This window comes from Saccharothrix stipae (assembly GCF_054781895.1).
Genome location: NZ_BAAGTN010000006.1, coordinates 83,341 through 100,848 on the forward strand (window position 1 = coordinate 83,341; position 17,508 = coordinate 100,848).

At 71.8% G+C, this 17,508-nt stretch carries 16 protein-coding genes; 12 read left to right on the forward strand and 4 right to left on the reverse strand.

What is annotated here, in order from left to right:
• Positions 1–125: 125 nt before the first annotated feature.
• The 6 genes from ACYVLT_RS12225 to ACYVLT_RS12250 all read left to right on the forward strand — a co-directional run bounded on the left by ACYVLT_RS12225 (position 126) and on the right by ACYVLT_RS12250 (position 5,513).
• Complete coding sequence (locus ACYVLT_RS12225) at positions 126–995, forward strand: PPK2 family polyphosphate kinase (RefSeq protein ID WP_461120254.1); 870 nt, start codon at positions 126–128, stop codon at positions 993–995.
• Positions 996–1,069: 74 nt separating this feature from the next.
• Entirely contained in the window at positions 1,070–2,149 is a 1,080-nt protein-coding gene (locus ACYVLT_RS12230) for a lactonase family protein (protein WP_461120255.1), read from the forward strand.
• A 55-nt stretch (positions 2,150–2,204) separates the two neighbouring features.
• Entirely contained in the window at positions 2,205–2,966 is a 762-nt protein-coding gene (locus ACYVLT_RS12235) for an SGNH/GDSL hydrolase family protein (RefSeq protein ID WP_461120256.1), read from the forward strand.
• A gap of 87 nt (positions 2,967–3,053) precedes the next feature.
• Positions 3,054–3,848, forward strand: a complete 795-nt coding sequence (locus tag ACYVLT_RS12240) for a HipA family kinase (protein ID WP_461120257.1) — start codon at positions 3,054–3,056, stop codon at positions 3,846–3,848.
• Positions 3,832–4,221: a DUF3037 domain-containing protein gene (locus ACYVLT_RS12245; protein WP_461120258.1), complete on the forward strand. Its 390-nt coding sequence runs from the start codon at positions 3,832–3,834 to the stop codon at positions 4,219–4,221. The genes ACYVLT_RS12240 and ACYVLT_RS12245 overlap by 17 nt, the downstream gene beginning before the upstream one ends.
• Positions 4,222–4,292: 71 nt before the next feature.
• Positions 4,293–5,513 carry an LCP family protein gene (locus ACYVLT_RS12250; protein WP_461120259.1) on the forward strand — a complete coding sequence of 407 codons (1,221 nt, stop codon included), beginning with the start codon at positions 4,293–4,295 and terminating at the stop codon, positions 5,511–5,513.
• A gap of 94 nt (positions 5,514–5,607) precedes the next feature.
• On the opposite strand, the gene ACYVLT_RS12255 is transcribed toward ACYVLT_RS12250, so the two are convergent.
• A complete protein-coding gene (locus ACYVLT_RS12255) occupies positions 5,608–6,777 on the reverse strand; it encodes an MFS transporter (protein WP_461120260.1) in 1,170 nt (389 codons plus the stop codon).
• A 69-nt stretch (positions 6,778–6,846) separates the two neighbouring features.
• Between ACYVLT_RS12255 and ACYVLT_RS12260 the strand changes: the two genes are divergently transcribed.
• The gene (locus tag ACYVLT_RS12260; RefSeq protein ID WP_461120261.1) at positions 6,847–7,575 is read left to right on the forward strand and encodes a TetR/AcrR family transcriptional regulator; all 729 of its coding nucleotides are present in this window, start codon (positions 6,847–6,849) and stop codon (positions 7,573–7,575) included.
• A gap of 9 nt (positions 7,576–7,584) precedes the next feature.
• Here the strand turns inward: ACYVLT_RS12260 and ACYVLT_RS12265 are convergent, their stop codons facing one another.
• Positions 7,585–7,728, reverse strand: a complete 144-nt coding sequence (locus ACYVLT_RS12265; protein WP_461120262.1) for a hypothetical protein — start codon at positions 7,726–7,728, stop codon at positions 7,585–7,587.
• A 194-nt stretch (positions 7,729–7,922) separates the two neighbouring features.
• Between ACYVLT_RS12265 and ACYVLT_RS12270 the strand changes: the two genes are divergently transcribed.
• Genes ACYVLT_RS12270 through ACYVLT_RS12280 form a run of 3 tightly spaced genes read left to right on the forward strand, consistent with a single transcriptional unit; the run spans position 7,923 to position 11,922 of the window.
• The gene (locus ACYVLT_RS12270; protein ID WP_461120263.1) at positions 7,923–8,690 is read left to right on the forward strand and encodes a 3-hydroxybutyrate dehydrogenase; all 768 of its coding nucleotides are present in this window, start codon (positions 7,923–7,925) and stop codon (positions 8,688–8,690) included.
• Between the two features lie 39 nt (positions 8,691–8,729).
• Positions 8,730–10,067 carry an MFS transporter gene (locus ACYVLT_RS12275; protein WP_461120264.1) on the forward strand — a complete coding sequence of 446 codons (1,338 nt, stop codon included), beginning with the start codon at positions 8,730–8,732 and terminating at the stop codon, positions 10,065–10,067.
• Positions 10,068–10,071: 4 nt separating this feature from the next.
• Positions 10,072–11,922: a helix-turn-helix domain-containing protein gene (locus tag ACYVLT_RS12280; RefSeq protein ID WP_461120265.1), complete on the forward strand. Its 1,851-nt coding sequence runs from the start codon at positions 10,072–10,074 to the stop codon at positions 11,920–11,922.
• A gap of 72 nt (positions 11,923–11,994) precedes the next feature.
• Here the strand turns inward: ACYVLT_RS12280 and ACYVLT_RS12285 are convergent, their stop codons facing one another.
• Positions 11,995–13,293 carry a tannase/feruloyl esterase family alpha/beta hydrolase gene (locus tag ACYVLT_RS12285; protein WP_461120266.1) on the reverse strand — a complete coding sequence of 433 codons (1,299 nt, stop codon included), beginning with the start codon at positions 13,291–13,293 and terminating at the stop codon, positions 11,995–11,997.
• Positions 13,294–13,698: 405 nt separating this feature from the next.
• Here ACYVLT_RS12285 and ACYVLT_RS12290 point away from each other — a divergent pair, with 405 nt between their 5' ends.
• Positions 13,699–13,965, forward strand: a complete 267-nt coding sequence (locus ACYVLT_RS12290) for a hypothetical protein (RefSeq protein WP_461120267.1) — start codon at positions 13,699–13,701, stop codon at positions 13,963–13,965.
• A 48-nt stretch (positions 13,966–14,013) separates the two neighbouring features.
• Here the strand turns inward: ACYVLT_RS12290 and secA2 are convergent, their stop codons facing one another.
• On the reverse strand, positions 14,014–16,332 hold the full coding sequence (secA2, locus tag ACYVLT_RS12295) for an accessory Sec system translocase SecA2 (RefSeq protein WP_461120268.1): 2,319 nt from the start codon (positions 16,330–16,332) through the stop codon (positions 14,014–14,016).
• Positions 16,333–16,543: 211 nt separating this feature from the next.
• On the opposite strand from secA2, the gene ACYVLT_RS12300 reads away from it, so the two are divergent.
• Positions 16,544–17,431, forward strand: coding sequence for a hypothetical protein (locus ACYVLT_RS12300; RefSeq protein WP_461120269.1), 888 nt, complete (start codon positions 16,544–16,546; stop codon positions 17,429–17,431).
• The last annotated feature ends 77 nt before the right edge of the window (positions 17,432–17,508 follow it).

The window sequence follows — 17,508 nt, forward strand, 5'->3', positions numbered from 1 at the left end:
GCCTGTGCCAGCGATTTCATCCGTCAGGCGTTGCGCGTCCGTCATGTTCGTTGCGCAATCTACTGTTTTCCCGGCGATCCGTTGCGCAATGGGCAGGGTCATGATCGGCGGGATACCCTGCGACGATGGCCGACAAGTCCGCGCAGGTCCAGTCGATATCCGACGCCTTCCGGGTGCGGCCGGAGGACTTCGACCTGGCCGGGGTCGATCCGGCCGCGACGCCGGTCGGCCCGAGGTCGAAGACCGAGGCCGCCGCGGACATGGCCGTGATCGGCCGGGAGCTCGACCGGCTCCAGGAGGCGCTGTACGCGGAGGGCACGGGCGGTGGCGACCGGAGGGTGCTGCTGGTGCTCCAGGGCATGGACACCTCCGGCAAGGGCGGCACGATCCGGCACGTCGCCGGTTTGGTCAACCCGCAGGGCCTGCGCATCGCCTCGTTCAAGAAGCCGACCCGGACCGAGTTGCGGCACGACTTCCTGTGGCGCATCCGCCGCCAGGTGCCGCAGCCGGGTTACATCGGCGTCTTCGACCGCTCGCACTACGAGGACGTGCTGATCGCCCGGGTGGACAACCTGGTGCCGTCGACCGAGTGGCGGCGCCGGTACCGGCAGATCAACGCGTTCGAGGCGGAGCTGGCCGACCAGGGCGTGCGGATGGTCAAGTGCTTCCTGCACATCTCGCCGGAACGCCAGCGGGAACGGCTCATCGCCCGGCTGGAGGACCCGCTCAAGCTCTGGAAGTACAACCCGGCCGACCTGGACGCGCGGTCGAAGTTCTCCCGCTACCAGCTGGCCTACTCCGACGCGCTGGTCAAGTGCTCGACGCCGGTCGCGCCGTGGTTCGCCGTGCCGTCGGACCGCAAGTGGTACCGCAACTGGGTGGTGGCCCGGCTGCTGCTCGAAGCGCTGCGGGACCTCGCCCCCGGCTACCCGGAACCCTCGTACGATCCGGCCGTCGAGTTGGCTCGGCTCCGGGAAGCCGACCCGTTGCGCTAGCCGCACCTTCGGGTCGGTCTGGTCGTCGACGGGCGGCGGTACCCGGCGTCGTTGGCGTGGGAGCGGGGATCTTGATGACCGAGGGTGTCGCCCGAGCGGACGAGTCCGGTGCGGAGGGGCGGGCGGAGGTCCGCGCGTACCTGGGCACCTACACCTCCTGGCCGGGCGGTGGCACGGGCCTCGGGCTCGGCGCCTACGACCCGGCGACGGGGAGGCTGCGCGTCACCGGCGTGGTGCCGGACGTGCCGAACCCGTCGTTCGTGATCGACGCGGGGCGGTGGGTGTACGTGGTCAACGAGCAGTCCGAGGGCGAGGTGACCGCGCTGGCGGTCGGCCCGGACGGCGTGCCGGAGGTGATCGGCAGTCAACCGACCGGCGGCGCCGACCCGTGCCACCTGGTGCTGCACCGCGGTTTCCTGCTGTCGGCCAACTACGGCTCCGGCAGCGTGGCGGTGCACCCGGTGCTGCCCGGTGGTGGGCTGGGCGAACGCACCGACCTGGTCGTGCACTCCGGCGCCGGACCCGACCCGGACCGGCAGGACGGGCCGCACGCGCACCAGGTGCTGCCCGACCCGACCGGCGAGTTCGTGCTGGCGGTCGACCTCGGCACCGACTCGGTCTACAGCTACCGGCTCAGCGACCAGGGCGAGCTGACCTCGGCGGGCACGGCTCGCCTGCACGCCGGCGCGGGGCCGCGGCACCTGGCGTTCCACCCGTCGGGCCGGTACGCCTACATCGCGAACGAGCTCGACTCCACGGTCGTGGTGGCCGACTACGACCGCGGCGTGCTGCGGCCGGGCCCGAAGCTGAGCACGCTGCCCGCCGGCGCGCCGACCACGCCGCGCAACTACCCGGCCGAGGTCCTGGTGTCGGCGGACGGCCGGTTCGCCTACCTGTCCAACCGGGGCCACGACAGCGTCTCGGTGTTCGCGGTGGAACGCGGCGGCGCGGCGTTGCGGCTGGTCGAGGCCGTCCCGGTCGGCGGCGGGTTCCCCCGGCACCTCGCGCTCGACGCGTCCGGCCGGTTCCTGCTCGCGGCCAACCAGAACTCCGACAACATCACCACGTTCGAGGTGGACCGGTCCACCGGCAGGCTGCGGCCGTCGAGCACGACCACCGCGCCGATCCCCGTCTGCGTCGCACTGACGAGGTAACTCCTGACGGGTTAACTTCGGCCGGCGGGACTGTCCACAGTGGTAGGCCGAGTGCATGAAGCTGATCGCGCTCGTGATGCTGATGGCCATGACCCCCGCCCCGGCCGCGCCGGAGCTCGTCGCGTTGGGTGACTCCTACGCGGCGGGCCTCGGCGCGGGCGACGAGGCGTCCGACGACTGCCGGCAGAGCCCGCACGCGTACCCACGGCTGTGGGGACAGCGCAACGGCGCGTCCGTGGTGCTGGCCGCGTGCGCCGGTGCGCGGACACCCGAGGTGGCCGGGCAGGCGGAGCGGATCACGCCCACGACCACGCTGGTCACCATCACCGCCGGCGGCAACGACGCGGGGTTCAGCGACGTCATGACCACCTGCACGCTGGGCACCGACGCCGAGTGCGCGCAGCGGGCCGGTACCGCCGAGCGGTTCATCCGCGACGAGCTGCCCGGCCGGCTCGACGCGCTGTACGACGCCGTGCGCGACCGGACCTCTGCGAAGGTCGTCGTGCTGGGCTACCCGCGGCTGTTCTCGTTCGAGACCTGGTGCCTGATGACCGGCGACAAGCGTCGAGCCGTGAACCGGGCCGCCGACGTGCTGGCCGAGGTGATCGCCAACCGCGCCGAGGACGCCGGCTTCACCTTCGCCGACGTCCGCCAACCCTTCGACAACCACGGCGTGTGCTCCACCAAGCCCTGGATGAACGGCCTGGTCCTCGCCCCCGTCGACCGCTCCTACCACCCCAACCGCGACGGCCAAACCTCCGGCTACCTCCCCGCCCTCACGGCCGCGACCTCACACCACCACGCCACCCGTTCCTAATCCCACTCGACCACCACGCGAGGGCGCGAACGACCGACTTCCAGGCGACCGAGCCGCCGCCTGCGAAGCAGCGGCAAAATAGACACAGTGAACTCCTCGAATGGGTTGCGCCAGGTCGCGGCCACTCGTTACGTCACGCCCTTCCGGGAGGGCGGGTCCCTGCCGGGCCTGGTCGAAGCCGACGACCTCGGCATGTACGTGCTCAAGTTCCGCGGCGCGGGGCAGGGCGTGAAGGCGTTGGTCGCCGAGGTCGTGGTCGGCGAGCTGGCCCGCCGCCTCGGCTTCCGGGTGCCCGAGATCGTGCTGGTCGAGCTGGACCCGGAGCTGGGCCGGTCGGAGCCGGACCAGGAGGTGCAGGAGCTGCTGAAGGCCAGCGGCGGGCTGAACCTGGGGCTGGACTACCTGCCCGGCTCGTTCGACTACAACCCGGTGGTGCGCGAGCCGGGCGCGGACCTGGCCACCCGGCTGCTGTGGTTGGACGCGCTCACGCTCAACGTCGACCGCAGCTGGCGCAACCCGAACACGCTGCTGTGGCACCGCGAGCTCTGGCTGATCGACCACGGCGCCTCGCTGTACTTCCACCACTCTTGGCGGCCGGAGCGGTTCCCCGCGGCGAGCTACCGGTTCGACGCGGGCGACCACCTGATGCTGCCGTTCGCGGGCGACCTGGCCGCGGTGGACGCCGAGCTGTCCGCCCTGGTCACGCCCGAGCTGGTGCGCGAGGTGCTGGCGCTGGTGCCGGACCAGTGGCTCGCGCAGGATGAGTCGTTCACCACACCGGCCGCCGTGCGCGAGGCGTACGAGTCGTTCTTCACCGCCCGCCTGACCGCGCCCCGGTCGTGGGTCGACGCACTGGAGGCCGCTCGTGCCGCACGTGTTTGAGTACGCGCTGCTGCGCGCCGTGCCGAGGCAGGAACGCGGCGAGTTCGTCAACGTCGGGGTGCTGGTCTACTGCAAGGCGCTGGAGTTCCTGGGCGCCCGCGTGCACGTGGACGAGCGGCGGGTGCTGGCGCTGGACCCGTTCCTGGACGTGGAGGTGTTGCGGGCGCACCTGGAGCACCTCGGGCTGTCGTGCGACGGCGTGCCGACGGCGGGCCCGGTGTCGCGCACGTCGGCCGGGCAGCGGTTCCGCTGGCTGACCGCGCCGCGCAGCACGATCATCCAGACCTCGCCCGCGCACACCGGTCTCACCGACGACCCGGACGCCGAGCTGGACCGCCTGTTGGCCGCACTCGTGCTGGCGCCGGACCACTAGGGTGGCAACCTCTTGCCGCGCACCGCGTCCTTAGGTGCGAGCAGTGACCGACACACGGACGGGGTCGCTTGATGAGCGCCGGATACCAGCAGGGCGGGTATCAGCAGGGCGGATACCCACAGGGCGGGCAGCCCCGACAGGGCCGGGCGCAGCAGGGCCAGGCGCAGCAGGGGTGGGCACAGCAGGACCGCGCACAGCAGTCCCGGGCCCGGCAGGGCGGGGCGCCGCAGGGCGGGCAGCCACGGCCGCGCGGGCCGCAGCAGGCCGGCTACGCCCGGGGCGGGTACGGGCAGCAGGCCGGCTACCAGCAGCCGGCCGGCCGCCGTCCGACCCCCAAGCGCCGCAAGCCGAGGGTCGGGCGGATCATCGGGGTCGTCCTGGTGCTGCTGCTGGCGCTGGGCGTCGGCCTGTGGTTCTACGTCGACGGGTCGTTGCGCCGGATCGACGCGCTGGCCGACTACGAGGGCCGGCCGGCCGACACACCGGGCACCAACTGGCTGCTCGTCGGGTCGGACGCGCGCGACGACCTGACCGAGGAGCAGAAGCAGGACTTGTCCACCGGTGACGCGGGCGGTCGGCGCACGGACACCATCATGCTGCTGCACATCCCGGAGGGTTCCGGGAAGGCCACTCTGGTGAGCGTCCCTCGTGACTCCTATGTGGACATCCCGGGCAACGGCAAGAACAAGATCAACGCCGCGTTCGCGTTCGGCGGTCCGCCGTTGCTGGTGCAGACCGTCGAAGGCGCGACGGGCATCCACGTCGACCACTACATGGAGATCGGCTTCGGCGGGTTCGCCGGGATCGTCGACGCGGTCGGCGGCGTGGACATGTGCATCGACCAGCCGATGCAGGACCCGTTGGCGGGCTTGGACCTCCAGCCGGGCTGCCAGGAGCTGGACGGCGCGCAGGCGCTGGGCTTCGTCCGCTCGCGGGCGTTCGCCACGGCCGACCTGCAACGGGTGGAGAACCAGCGCAAGTTCCTCGCCGCGTTGACCGACAAGGCGACGAGCTTCGGCACGCTGGCCAACCCGTTCCGCGCGTTCCCGCTGCTGTTCGCGGGCACCGACTCGATCTCGGTGAACTCCGACGACCACCTGCACCACCTCGCCGGCATGGCGTTCGCCATGGGCGGGGGAGTGGACACGGTCACCGTGCCGGTGGGCGGCACGCCGACCGTGCCGGGCGCGGGTTCGGTCGTGCAGTGGGACCGGGAGAACGCGCTGCGCCTGTTCGGCGCGCTGGAGAAGGACGAGCCGGTCCCGGCCGACCTGCTCCCGCAGCCGAAGTAACGCGGCACAGGCGGGCCGCCGGGCACACGCACCCGGTGGTCGCTCCACGGATCGGGCCGCCGGGCACACGCACCCGGCGGCCCGTCCGCTTTTCCTAGGCCCTGGTGACCGGGATGTCGGGAACGCCGAGCCGCCGCACCGCCCGCGGCACGACGACCGCGCCCGCGACGATCATCCCGGCCGCGACCACGCACGCCACCCACCAGTGCGCCCCGTCGTACAGCACGCCCGCCACCAGGCTGCCGATCATCGCCCCGACCAGGCACGCCGCCTCGTACACGCCCATGCCCCGGCCGACCCGACCGTCGGACGCCTCGGCGATCACGGCCTGCTGCACCGGCAGCACCGCCGCCCACGCCAACCCGCTGAGCACCCACAGCCCCGCGATCACGTACGGGTTGGGCGCCCACGCCAGGCTGAGCGCGAACCCGCCGCTGGCCAGGGACGCGACCACCAGCACCCGGCGCCTGCCGAACCGCAGCACGTACCGGTGCAGGTGTTCGGCGGCGGCGCTCATCGCGATCGCGCCGGGCAGGAACACGAACGCCACCTGCTGCGGCGCCAGGTCGAACCCGCGTTGCAGGTGCAGGAGCAGCAGCAACCCGACGGCCGCCTCGGCCGCCATGGTCATCACCACCGCGAACAGCATCGGCCGCAACCGCTTGCCCACCGCGCCGAGCCCGGCCGCGTCCGCACCCTGGCCGCCGCGTTCCCGCCGACGCGGCGCGAGGAACAGGAACACCGCGGCCGCGACGCACGCCGCCGCACACGCCCAGAACAGCCCCGCGTACCCGACGGCCCCCACCGCCGACATCCCGGCCACGAACGCCACCCACGAGCCCGTCTCCTGCGCGGAGAGCAGGCGGGGGAACACCGCCGAGTCCTCGGCCAGCCGTTCGCTGACGATGGCGCGCACGGCGACCCACAGCAGCGCGCCGCCCGCGCCGCCCACCGCCGCCGCGCCGTAGGCGAGCGGTGCGCTCTGCGCCAGCGCGTACCCCGCGCACGACAGCGCGTAGAGCAGCGCGCCGATGGCCGCGGTGTGACGTCGTTCCCACCGGTCCGCCAGCACGCCCGCCAACGGCCGCACGAGCACCGACAACGCCATCTCCACCGCCATCAGCACGCCCACCTCGGTCGCGCTCAACCCGATGGCCGCGCCCGCCCACAGCGGCAGCACGAAGTCGATCAGCTCGGTCGGCCCGTTGGCCAGCGTCGCCGCCGCCAACGTCCGCCGTTCCCTCAGCACCCCCGGTGCCCCCACGTCCGCCACGTCGTCCCCCAAACTCCGAACACCGTTCGTACAACTCCGAACGGTATACTGAGTTTCACCATGAACGCAAAGGACGAGTCGCAGCGGCGAGTGCTGGAGCTGCTCTGGAAGGACGCCCGGAGGCCCGCCCGGGGTCCGCAGCGGGGTCTGTCGATGGAGCGGATCGTGGCCGCCGCGATCCAGGTCGCCGAGACCGAGGGGCTGGCCGCGCTGTCCATGCGCCGGGTGGCCGTGGAGCTCGGCGTCGGCACGGCCTCGCTCTACACCTACCTGCCGGGCAAGGCGGAGCTGGAAGCCCTCATGGCGGAGGCGGTCGGGGCCGACGACCCGTTGCCGAACGACTGGCCGGGCGACTGGCGGGCCAAGCTGGAGGCGTGGGCGCGCCACGACCACGACGGTTACCGCAAGCACCCCTGGGTGCTGCAACTGGTCGCCACCGCGGCCGCGCCCGGGCCGAACCTGCTGCGGTGGATGGACTCGGCGCTGCGGGTGCTGGAGGGCACCGGCCTGACCGAGGCGGAGAAGATGGCGGTGGTCGAGTCGGTCGACGCCTACGTGCGCGGTCAGGCCAGGCTGGGCCTCGACGCCCGGGAGCCCAGCCCCGACGAGGTGCGCGAGCGCGACGCCGTGCTCGGCGAACTGGTCGACTTCGCGCCGTACCCGGCGCTGGTCACGGCCCTGCAGGCGGGCGTGTCGCCGTACACGGGGGACAAGTTCGAGTTCGGGCTCCGGCTGCTGCTCGACGGCGTCGAGGCCCTCATCGCCGCGCGAAGGGCCTCGACGCCGTGAGGTCGGGGGTCAGCCCTCGGCCGGCTTGTCCTCGGCGGTCGGCTCGACGGCCGTCGGCACGTCGGCGGTCGCAACGGCGTCGGCTGCCTCGCTGGCGAGGATGATGCCCTCGAACTGGCGCAGCAGATCGTCGTAGATCGGCGTGAGTGACACTTCGTAACCCCCAGAGCTTCGTCGTCCCCCGAATGGGCCAAAGCAGACTACCTACGGCCGCACCGTCACTTCACCCGGTATTGGCTAATCCGATCATTCCCTGGCTAACTGTCGGCTAAACACATGCCTCGCCCACACGTTGTGGGCTTGCGTCACATGTGCCGTGAACCGCAGGTCACCTAGCGTTCCAGGGCATGACGAGTGTCCCCGGTCACAGCGATGACCTGTCCGGTCGCACCGCCCTGGTCACCGGCGCCGGCAGCGGCATCGGGCGCGCCTGCGCGGTCGCCCTCGCCCGTGCCGGGGCGAAGGTGCACCTCGTCGACCGCGACCGCGACTCGGTCACCGACGCGGCCCGCGAGACCGGCGGCACCGAGCACGTGGTCGACCTCGCCGCCGACGACCCCGCCCGCGACCTGCCGGCCGAGGTCGACATCCTGGTCAACAACGCGGGCCTGCAGCACGTGGCGCCGGTCCACGAGTTCCCGCCGGACCGGTTCGCGCTGTTGCAGCGGGTCATGGTGACCGCGCCGTTCCTGCTCGCCCGGCACGTCCTGCCGCACATGTACCAGCGCGGCTGGGGCCGGGTGGTGAACGTCTCCAGCGTGCACGGCACCAGGGCCAGCGCGTTCAAGTCCGCCTACGTCACCGCCAAGCACGGCCTGGAAGGGCTGAGCAAGGTGATCGCGCTGGAGGGCGCGCCGCACGGCGTGACCAGCAACTGCGTGCGCCCCGGCTACGTGCGCACCCCGCTGGTGGAGAACCAGGTGGCCGACCAGGCCAGGGCGCACGGCATCGAGCCCGAGCAGGTGCTCGCCGACGTGATGCTCGCCCGGCACGCCATCAAGCAGCTCATCGAACCGACCGAGGTGGCCGCCGTCGTGCTGTGGCTGTGCGGCGCGCACTCCGGCCACGTCACCGGCTCGTCGTTCACGATCGACGGCGGCTGGACCGCCCAGTGACCCCCTCGTTCCCCCACCCCCAACGAAGTGGTGACCGACATGACCAACGCCGCCCCTCCGCAGCCGAAGAAGTCCTTCGCCAAGGTCGTCATAGCCAGCCTGATCGGAACCACGATCGAGTGGTACGACTTCTTCCTCTACGGCTCCGCCGCCGCTCTGGTGTTCAACAAGCTGTTCTTCCCGACGGCGGACCCCCTCAACGGCACCCTGCTCGCGTTCACCACGTACGCGATCGGCTTCCTGGCCCGCCCGCTGGGCGGCCTGGTGTTCGGCCACTTCGGTGACAAGATCGGCCGCAAGAAGCTGCTCGTGCTCAGCCTCGTGCTGATGGGCGGCGCCACGTTCGCCATGGGCCTGCTGCCCACCTACGCCGCGATCGGCGTGGCCGCGCCGCTGCTGCTGACGCTGCTGCGGCTGATCCAGGGCTTCGCGCTGGGCGGCGAGTGGGGCGGCGCGGTGCTCATCGTGTCCGAGCACGGCAGCGCGGAACGGCGCGGTTTCTGGGCGTCCTGGCCGCAGGCGGGCGTGCCGATGGGCAACCTGCTGGCCACCGCCGTGCTCGCGGTGCTGGCCGCCGTGCAGAGCGACGAGGCGTTCCTGTCGTGGGGTTGGCGGGTGCCGTTCCTGCTGTCCGGCGTGCTCGTCCTCATCGGACTGTGGATCCGGCTCAGCGTCTCCGAGTCGCCGATCTTCCTCGAAGCCCAGAAGAAGGTCGAGGCGGGCAAGATCAAGGAGAAGCCCCCGATCGTGGCCGTCGTGCGCGACCACTGGCGCGAGGTGCTGATCGCGATGGGCGCGCGCATGGCGGAGAACGTGTCCTACTACGTGATCACGGCGTTCATCCTGGTCTACATCACCTCCGAACTCGGGATGCCGCGCTCGGCGGGGCTGAACGCGGTGCTGATCGCCTCCTTCGCGCACCTGGTCACGATCCCGTTGTGGGGCGCGCTGTCGGACCGGATCGGCCGCCGCACCACCTACCTGATCGGCACGGTCGGCATCGGGTTGTGGATGTTCGTGTTCTTCGCGCTGCTGGACACGAAGTCCTTCTTCCCGATGACGCTCGCGGTCACCGTCGGCCTCGTGCTGCACGGCGCGATGTACGGCCCGCAGGCCGCGTTCTTCTCCGAGCTGTTCGGCACGAAGGTGCGCTACTCGGGCGCGTCCATCGGCTACCAGCTGGCGTCGATCGGGGCGGGCGCCGTGGCGCCGCTCATCGCGACCGCGCTGCTCGCCGCCTACGACAGCTCGTTCCCGATCGTGCTGTACGTGCTCGGGATGTGCGTGCTCACCGTGATCGCCGTCGTGGTGGCCAAGGAGACGAAGGGCAGCTCCCTGGACCGGACCGACGTCGAGATCCCCTCGGTGCGAGCATGAGGGCATGAGCGAGGCGGACGCGGTGGAGCACCTGTTGGAGCTGCTCGACCTGCTCGCGACCGACGCGGGCAGCGAGCGGCTGGCGGCGGTGCTCCCCGCGGCCCGCGCGGCGGGGGTGCCGGACCAGGAGCTGGACCGCGTCGCCCGTGCCACCGAGTGGGCGTTGCGGATCCGCCGCACGCTGACCGCGCACCGCCGCCGCGAGGCCGAGCTGGAGGCGCTGTTCGACACCGCCAACGACTTGGCCGGGGTGCGCGACCCGGACGCGGTGCTGCGGTCCATCGTGCGCCGCGCCCGGCTGCTGCTCGGCGCGGACATCGCGTACCTGAGCATGAACGACTCCGGTGAGCGCGGCACGTACATGAGGGTCACCGACGGCTCGATCTCCGCGTTGTTCCAACAGGTCCGGCTCGGCATGGGCGAGGGCCTGGGCGGGTTGGTGGCGCAGACCGCGCGGCCGTACGTGACCGCCGACTACTTCGACGACGACCGGTTCAACCACACCGGCCCGATCGACGCCGCGGTGCGCGACGAGGGCCTGGTCGCGATCCTGGGCGTGCCGCTCAAGCTCGACCGCCGGGTCATCGGCGTGCTCTACGCGGCCAACCGCTCGCCGCGCCAGTTCCCGCCCGACGAGGTGGCGCTGCTGTCGTCGCTGGCCGACCACGCCGCGATCGCGTTGGACACCGCGCACCTGCTGGAGGAGACCCGCGCGGCGGGCGAGACGATCCGCGCGCACAACGAGGCCATGCGCCGCGCCGAGGACGCCCACGACCGGCTCACCGACCTGGTGCTGCGCGGCGCGGACGTGCCCGAGGTGGCCGCCGCGGTGGCCAAGGTGCTCGACGGCGGGATCGTGGTGCACGACAGCGAGGGCGTCGAGCTGGCCCGGATCGGCACCACGCGTGCGCTCGCACCCCGTGCGGCGGTCAACGCCTCCCGCGCCAGCGGCCGGGCCATCCCGCAGGACGGCACGTGGGTGTGCGCCGTGCTGGCCGGCCGCGAGCTGCTGGGCAGCATCACGCTCACCGACCGCCCGGACCTCGGCGACGCCGACCGCAGGCTGTTCGAGCGCGCGAGTGTGGTGACCGCCCTGCTGCTGCTCCTGCGCCGCACGGTGGCCGAGGCGGAGAACAAGGTGCGCGGCGAGCTGATCACCGACCTGCTCACGGCCGCGGTGGACGCGGCGGCGTTGCGCGCCCGGGCCCGGCGGGTGGGCGTGGAGCTGGCCGCCGACCACGTCGTGCTGGTCGCGGACGGGCCGCGGGACCGGCTCCTCGCCGCCGCCGCGCACCACGCGTCGTCGTGCCGCGGTCTGGCGGGCGCGCACGGCGAGCACGTGGTGCTCGTGCTGCCCGGCGCGGACCCGGCGTGCGCGGCGGAGGACGCGGCGCGGGTGCTCGGCAAGGCGGTGGGCCTGCCGGTGACCGTGGGTTCGGGCGGCCCGGCGCACCGCCCGGAGGAGGTCGCCGCCGCGCACGCCGAGGCGGTGCGGTGCCTGAAGGCGTTGCTCCAACTGGGCCGCAGGGGCACCGGCGGCACGCTGGCCGACCTGGGTTTCGTCGGCGTGCTGCTGGGCGATCGGGCGGACGTGGCCGGGTACGTGCGCTCCACCCTCGGCCCGCTGCTGGACTACGACTCCAGCCGTGGCACCGAACTGGTCCGGACGGTGACGGCGTACTTCGCGTGCGGGGCCAACCTCAGCCGGGCCAAGGAGGAGCTGCACGTGCACGTGAACACGGTGGTGCAACGCCTGGACCGGGTGGCGAGCCTGCTGGGCGAGGACTGGCAGTCACCGGACCGGGTGCTCGAAGTCCAGCTCGCCCTGAAGCTGATGAAGGTGCTGGGCGACTGACGGTGCCCGTCGGGTGAGCCGGTCCCGCCGCTCGGCCGCCTCCGGGCGCGCCGAGCGGCGGGACGCTTCGGGTCACGACAGGGCGCACTCCGTCGCGTTCACCGTCGCCGGACGCGCGACGGTGGTCGACGCGGGCGGGCGGGTGCCCGACAGCCACCCCTCCAGCGCGGTGAACGCCGAGCGGTGGCACGGCGTCAGCGGCCGCAGGCGGTCCGGGAAGGCGTCGAACAGGGAGTCCACGTGCGTGCCGTCCTCGATCCGGTAGTAGCGGAACAGCGCGCCGCGACCGGCTTGACGCACCATGTCCGCGTACACGTCCGAGTCACGCGTGATGGGCAGCAGCACGTCCAGCGTGCCGTGCAGGGTGAGCAGCGGCTTGCCGATCCGGCCGGTGAGCGCGATCCGCTCGACCGCCCGCTGCGCCTGCGGCCGTGAGGCGTAGTCGTAGTCCGCGTCGCACAGCGGTGTGCCGGGCGCGCAGAACGGCGTGCCCGCTTCCACGTCACCGTCCCACGCCGGGTCCAGCTCCTCCCGGTAGATCCGCTGGGTCAGGTCCCAGTAGTACTGGTGGTGGAACGGCCACAGGAATTCCGACTCGGCCGGGAAACCCGCGGCCACCAACGCGGCCCGGTCACCGCTCGGGTACCCGGTCAGCGCGGGCGGTAGGAACGTCAGCAGGTTCGGGCCCTTCGCGGTCCACAGCGTGCCCTCCCAGTCGACGCCCCCGTCGTACAGCTCGGGGTGGTTCTCCAGCTGCCACCGCACCAGGTAGCCGCCGTTGGAGATGCCGGTGGCCAGGGTCCGCGACGGCGGCCGGCAGTACCGCTGCGCCACCACGGCCCTCGCCGCCCGGGTCAGCTGGGTGACCCGGTGGTTCCACTCGGCGATCGCGTCACCGGGCCGCTTGCCGTCCCGGTGGAAGGTCACGCCCGTGTTGCCCTTGTCGGTCGACGCGAACGCGTACCCGCGGGCCAGCACGAAGTCGCTGATCGCGCGGTCGTTGGCGTACTGCTCGCGCACGCCGGGGGAGCCGGTGACGACGAGGCCGCCGTTCCAGCGCTGCGGCAGCCGGATCACGAACTGCGAGTCGTGCGCCCAGCCGTGGTTGGTGTTGCCGGTGGAGGAGTCGGGGAAGTAGCCGTCCACCTGCGTGCCGGCCACGGGCGTCGGCGCGGGCAGGCCCGCGGGGGTGAGCCCGGCCCAGTCGGCGGGATCGGTGCGGCCGCCTGCGGTCGACAGGTCGGCGAGGTGGGTCAGTTCCTGGCGCTCGGCACCGGGAACGCGCAGGGGCCCGCATCCGTGGGCGGACGCGGGGACGGCCTGCGCCGTCGTCGCGAGGAGCGCTGCGATCAGCGGAACGGCGATGTTCACCCCAGGCACGGTAAGACGGCTCGCCGTGCGGCGTAATGGCGTCGGTCGCCATGGCCGGTGGGGCGGATGTGGTGCGCGCAGCCATCGTCGACACACCGATGAGTGACCCATGAACCGGGGGCCTGCTCGACAGGGCGTGACCGACAGGCGTCACCGAGGTTTTCACAAGCTCGGGTGACGCTGCGGGTTGCATGACTTCACCATGATGGTGCTGCACGACCGCTCGAACGGCCGTGTGCAGCACGTCCCCGCGTGCGCGGCGTGGTCTCTCGCCCGGCGGTGGAGGCCTTGAGTCGCACGATGGGTGCGTTTCGACCGCCCTGGCAGGGGTAGCTGAGTTGACCCAGCGAAGTTCGCACTGCCAGGTGATTTACGTTCACCCGGCGTGAGGTGTCTGCTTCCGGGGTGACTGAGCAACGGCGCTCTACGCGCACAGACCGGGAGTGGGACCTGTTCCGGCGCATCCAGAACCTGGCCCACCGGGCCGAACGCACCGCGTTCGACCACTCGAACCTCGTCGGCCCGCCACCGTCCCAGCAGCACCTGGACATCCTGGCGGAGCTCCGGGCGCTCACCGAGCAGGCGGTGGCGCAGCGGACGCCGAGACGGGCCAGGCTGCCCCGACAGGCGAAGCCGGTCGAGGACGAGAAGATCTCCTCACCTGCCCGGTGAACGCCCGCGCGGGCTGGGCCTGACTCCCAGCCCGCGCACGGGCAGCCGCTAGCGGCGCCGGACCAGCTTGACCAGCCCCTTGAAGGTCTCCTCCAGGCCGGAGGAGAACGGGTTGTCGTTGACCAGGTAGGTCCAGGTGGTGTTCGGGCGCTGCACGCCCGCCTCGGCCAGGTGCGCGCCGTCGGCGTCGATCTCCACCTTGGCGAAGGTCTCCTCCGCCTCGTCCCACGCGTCCGGGATGATCTTGTGGTAGGCCGGGATGGCCTCCCGGTGGAACTCGTCCAGCGGGTTCTGCCGCGCCAGCGCCCGCAGGTGGATGCCCTCCCGCAGGTCGGTCAGGAACGTCAGGTGGTCGCTCCACCGCTGGTCGAGGTGGTGCAGCGCGATCAGCCGGGCTGCGGCGACCTTGACCTCCTCGTCCAGCTCCTTGATCTCGTGCGCCTTGTCCGGCTTGCGCTCGGACAGCTCCTGCCACGCCAGGTCGGTGCGCAGCAGCTTGTCCCGGTACTCCAGCAGCAGCTGGCGCTGGTGCTCGATCAGCTTGTTGTACCGCCAGGTGTTGCGGTGGATCTCCAGGTGCACGCCCTCGGCCACGCGCTGCGCGTGCTCCACGGTGTGCAGCGTGCCCGCGTCGGTGATCCGGCCGTCGTCGTCCACCTCGGCCGGCTCGTCGTGGTCGGGCACGTACTGCGTGACCAGGTCGTCCTGCAAGGAGGAGAAGAACACCGAGCCGCCGGGGTCGCCCTGCCGGCCCGCGCGACCGCGCAGCTGGTCGTCCAGCCGGCTGCTGGAGTGGCGCCCGGTGCCGATCACGTAGAGGCCGCCGAGCTCGGCGATGCGCTCCCGGTCGGTCGACTCGTGCCCGCCGAGCCGGATGTCCGTGCCGCGGCCCGCCATCTGGGTGGAGACGGTGACCCGCTCGAACGACCCGGCGTCGGCGATGATCGAGGCTTCCTCGGCGTCGTTCTTCGCGTTGAGCACCACGCACGTCAAGCCCGCCTCGGCGAGCTTGCGGGACAGGCGCTCGGACTCGGCCACGTCGAGCGTGCCGACCAGGATCGGGCGGCCCGTCTCGTGGACCTCCTTGATCTCGGCGACGATCGCGGCTTCCTTCTGCTCCAGCGTGGTGTAGAGCCGGGACGCCTCGTCCTCCCGGATCGTCTCCACGTTCGGCGGGATGACCAGCACTTCCAGCTGGTAGAAGTCGCGCAGCTGCTCGGCGACGGCGACCGCGGTGCCGGTCATGCCGCACACCGCGGGGTAGCGGCTGAGCAGCGCCTGGACGGTGATCGAGTCCAGCACCTCGCCCGCGTCGGTGGTCGCCACGTTCTCCTTGGCCTCGACCGCCGCCTGCAGGCCGTCGGGCCAGCGCTGGAGCTTCGCGATCCGGCCGCGGGTGTCGTTGATCAGGTGCACCTTGCCGTCGCGGACGATGTAGTCCACGTCGCGGTGCAGCAGGACCTGCGCGTGCAGGGCCACGTTGACCTTGCTCAGCGTGGTGGACACGTGCTCGTCGGAGTACAGGTCGATGCCGCCGAGCGACCGCTCGACCAGCTCGCTGCCCGCGCCGGTCAGGTAGACGTTGCGCTCTTCGTCGTCGATCTCGAAGTGCAGGTCGCGGCGCAGCCGCTTGACCAGGTCGGCCAGCGCCGGGTCGACCGCCGGACCGGCCGTGGAGCCCGCCAGCACCAGCGGCACGCGGGCCTCGTCCACCAGCACCGAGTCCGCCTCGTCGACCAGGGCGACGCGCGGCTTGGGCACGATGAGGTCGCCCTCGTCGGTGGCCAGCCGGTCGCGCAGCACGTCGAAGCCGATCTCGGAGACCGAGGCGTACATGACCTCCGCCTGGTAGGCGGCGCGGCGTTCCTCGGGCTTGGAGCTCTGGTTGATCCAGCCGACGCGCACGCCCATGAGCTCGTAGAGCGGGCCCATCCACTCGGCGTCGCGCTGGGCCAGGTAGTCGTTGACCGAGACCACGTGCACCTGGTCGCCGCGCAGCGCGAAGCCGGCCGCGGCGATGGCGCCGGAGAGCGTCTTGCCCTCACCGGTGGCCATCTCGACCACGTGGCCCTCCAGGAGGCCGAGAGCGCCGAGGATCTGCACGTCGAACGGGCGCAGGCCGAGCGCGCGGTCGGCGGCCTCGCGGCCGAGCGCGCACACCTCCACCAGCTCGGGGCGGCCGAAGTCGGCCTTGTCGCGCAGTGCGGCCGCCGCGGCGGTCAGTTCCTCGTCGCTGAGCTTCCCCACGCGTTCGGCCTGCTCGTTGACCTCTTCGAGCAGCTTCCGGTAGGGCGTGAGGTCGGCGGAGCCGGGCTTCTGCGCGAACCGACGCAGCCGCTGCTTGAACCGTCCCAGGAGAGTGGTCACGGCACGGCAACGTACGGCAAGTCCACAACGTTCCGCACGTCACCCGTTTGACAGTTCACTCCGGAGGTGCGCCGACCCCGCTGGCGATCCGCCTCGTCCGCTGCGCCAGGAGGACCAATCCAGGGTTTTCCCGTCGAAGTGCGCTTCACCGGCGACTACGTGCCGTTACCATTCGATGCTCGAACGTAGCCGGGTCTTCCCAGGAGGCGGGATGCTCGCTCGGTTCATCGCATGGTTGGACGAACTCCTCGCGGACGAGGGCAGTCCCGCGATCGTGAAGGCCGTGCTGGGTATCCTGTCCTTCGCCGCGCTCCTCAGCGCGTTGCTGGGCAATGCTGCGGTCAAGGCCGGAGCCCTGGTCGCGGCGCTGCTGGTGTTGCTCGCTGGCGTCCTGGTGTTGTTGGCCGACCGCAGGGCGACTCTGCGGCGCCTTGAAGTCCACCGGCGGCTCGTCTCGCATTACACCAAGCTCGCGTCCGACAGTGGCCCGCCGGAGTACCGGATACTCGACTGGGACGACTTCCACACCGTCGAGCCCAACGGCGACACCCGCAAACGGCTCACGATGCGAGCGCAGGTGCTTGTTGATGGCCTGTGGGCGGTGCGCTTGGTGCACGGCTGCGGATGGCCCCAACCCGCCAAGTACCGGCGCAGGGTCGCGGTCGTGGCGCGCAAGCTGCTGGCGGACGACGTTCCCGGCCCGAAGATGACGACCACGTCGGTGTGGGACGCCGAGGGGAAGTTCGTGTTGATCGTCCACTTCCGCGCGGCGGTGCCGCGAGGGAGTTCGTTCGGTGTTGTGGTCGAGTGCCACTGGCCGGGAATGTGCGTGCCGCTCATGCGCGACCGCAGTCCGGACGACTTCACGTTCAGTTTCCGCACCCCGGTCGTCCGTGCGCGGTACCGAGTCGCGCTCCCTCCGGGGTTCGACGCGTACTTCGAGGCGCTGGGCTTCAGCGAGGGCGACGACGGCTTCGAAGTCGTTCGAGCCGTGGACGGGAGCGGCCGGCCGGTATACGGCATCGAGTCGACAGCTGTTCCGCTCCACAAGAGGGTTGGCATGCGCATCGAGCTGAAGCCGAGGGGTGCGGTCGCTTGAACGCACCCCTCGGGTTCAGCAGTCGTTGCCGCTCTCACTCCCGCGTCGTCGAATGATGCTCGAACTCCCTTCGGATC

Coding starts and splice junctions, on each gene's coding strand:
- ACYVLT_RS12260 (WP_461120261.1), top strand. CDS start 6,847: ATGAACGCAAAGGACGAGTCGCAGCGGCGAGTGCTGGAGCTGCTCTGG.
- ACYVLT_RS12235 (WP_461120256.1), top strand. CDS start 2,205: ATGAAGCTGATCGCGCTCGTGATGCTGATGGCCATGACCCCCGCCCCG.
- ACYVLT_RS12275 (WP_461120264.1), top strand. CDS start 8,730: ATGACCAACGCCGCCCCTCCGCAGCCGAAGAAGTCCTTCGCCAAGGTC.
- ACYVLT_RS12300 (WP_461120269.1), top strand. CDS start 16,544: ATGCTCGCTCGGTTCATCGCATGGTTGGACGAACTCCTCGCGGACGAG.
- ACYVLT_RS12230 (WP_461120255.1), top strand. CDS start 1,070: ATGACCGAGGGTGTCGCCCGAGCGGACGAGTCCGGTGCGGAGGGGCGG.
- ACYVLT_RS12250 (WP_461120259.1), top strand. CDS start 4,293: ATGAGCGCCGGATACCAGCAGGGCGGGTATCAGCAGGGCGGATACCCA.
- ACYVLT_RS12225 (WP_461120254.1), top strand. CDS start 126: ATGGCCGACAAGTCCGCGCAGGTCCAGTCGATATCCGACGCCTTCCGG.
- ACYVLT_RS12270 (WP_461120263.1), top strand. CDS start 7,923: ATGACGAGTGTCCCCGGTCACAGCGATGACCTGTCCGGTCGCACCGCC.
- ACYVLT_RS12280 (WP_461120265.1), top strand. CDS start 10,072: ATGAGCGAGGCGGACGCGGTGGAGCACCTGTTGGAGCTGCTCGACCTG.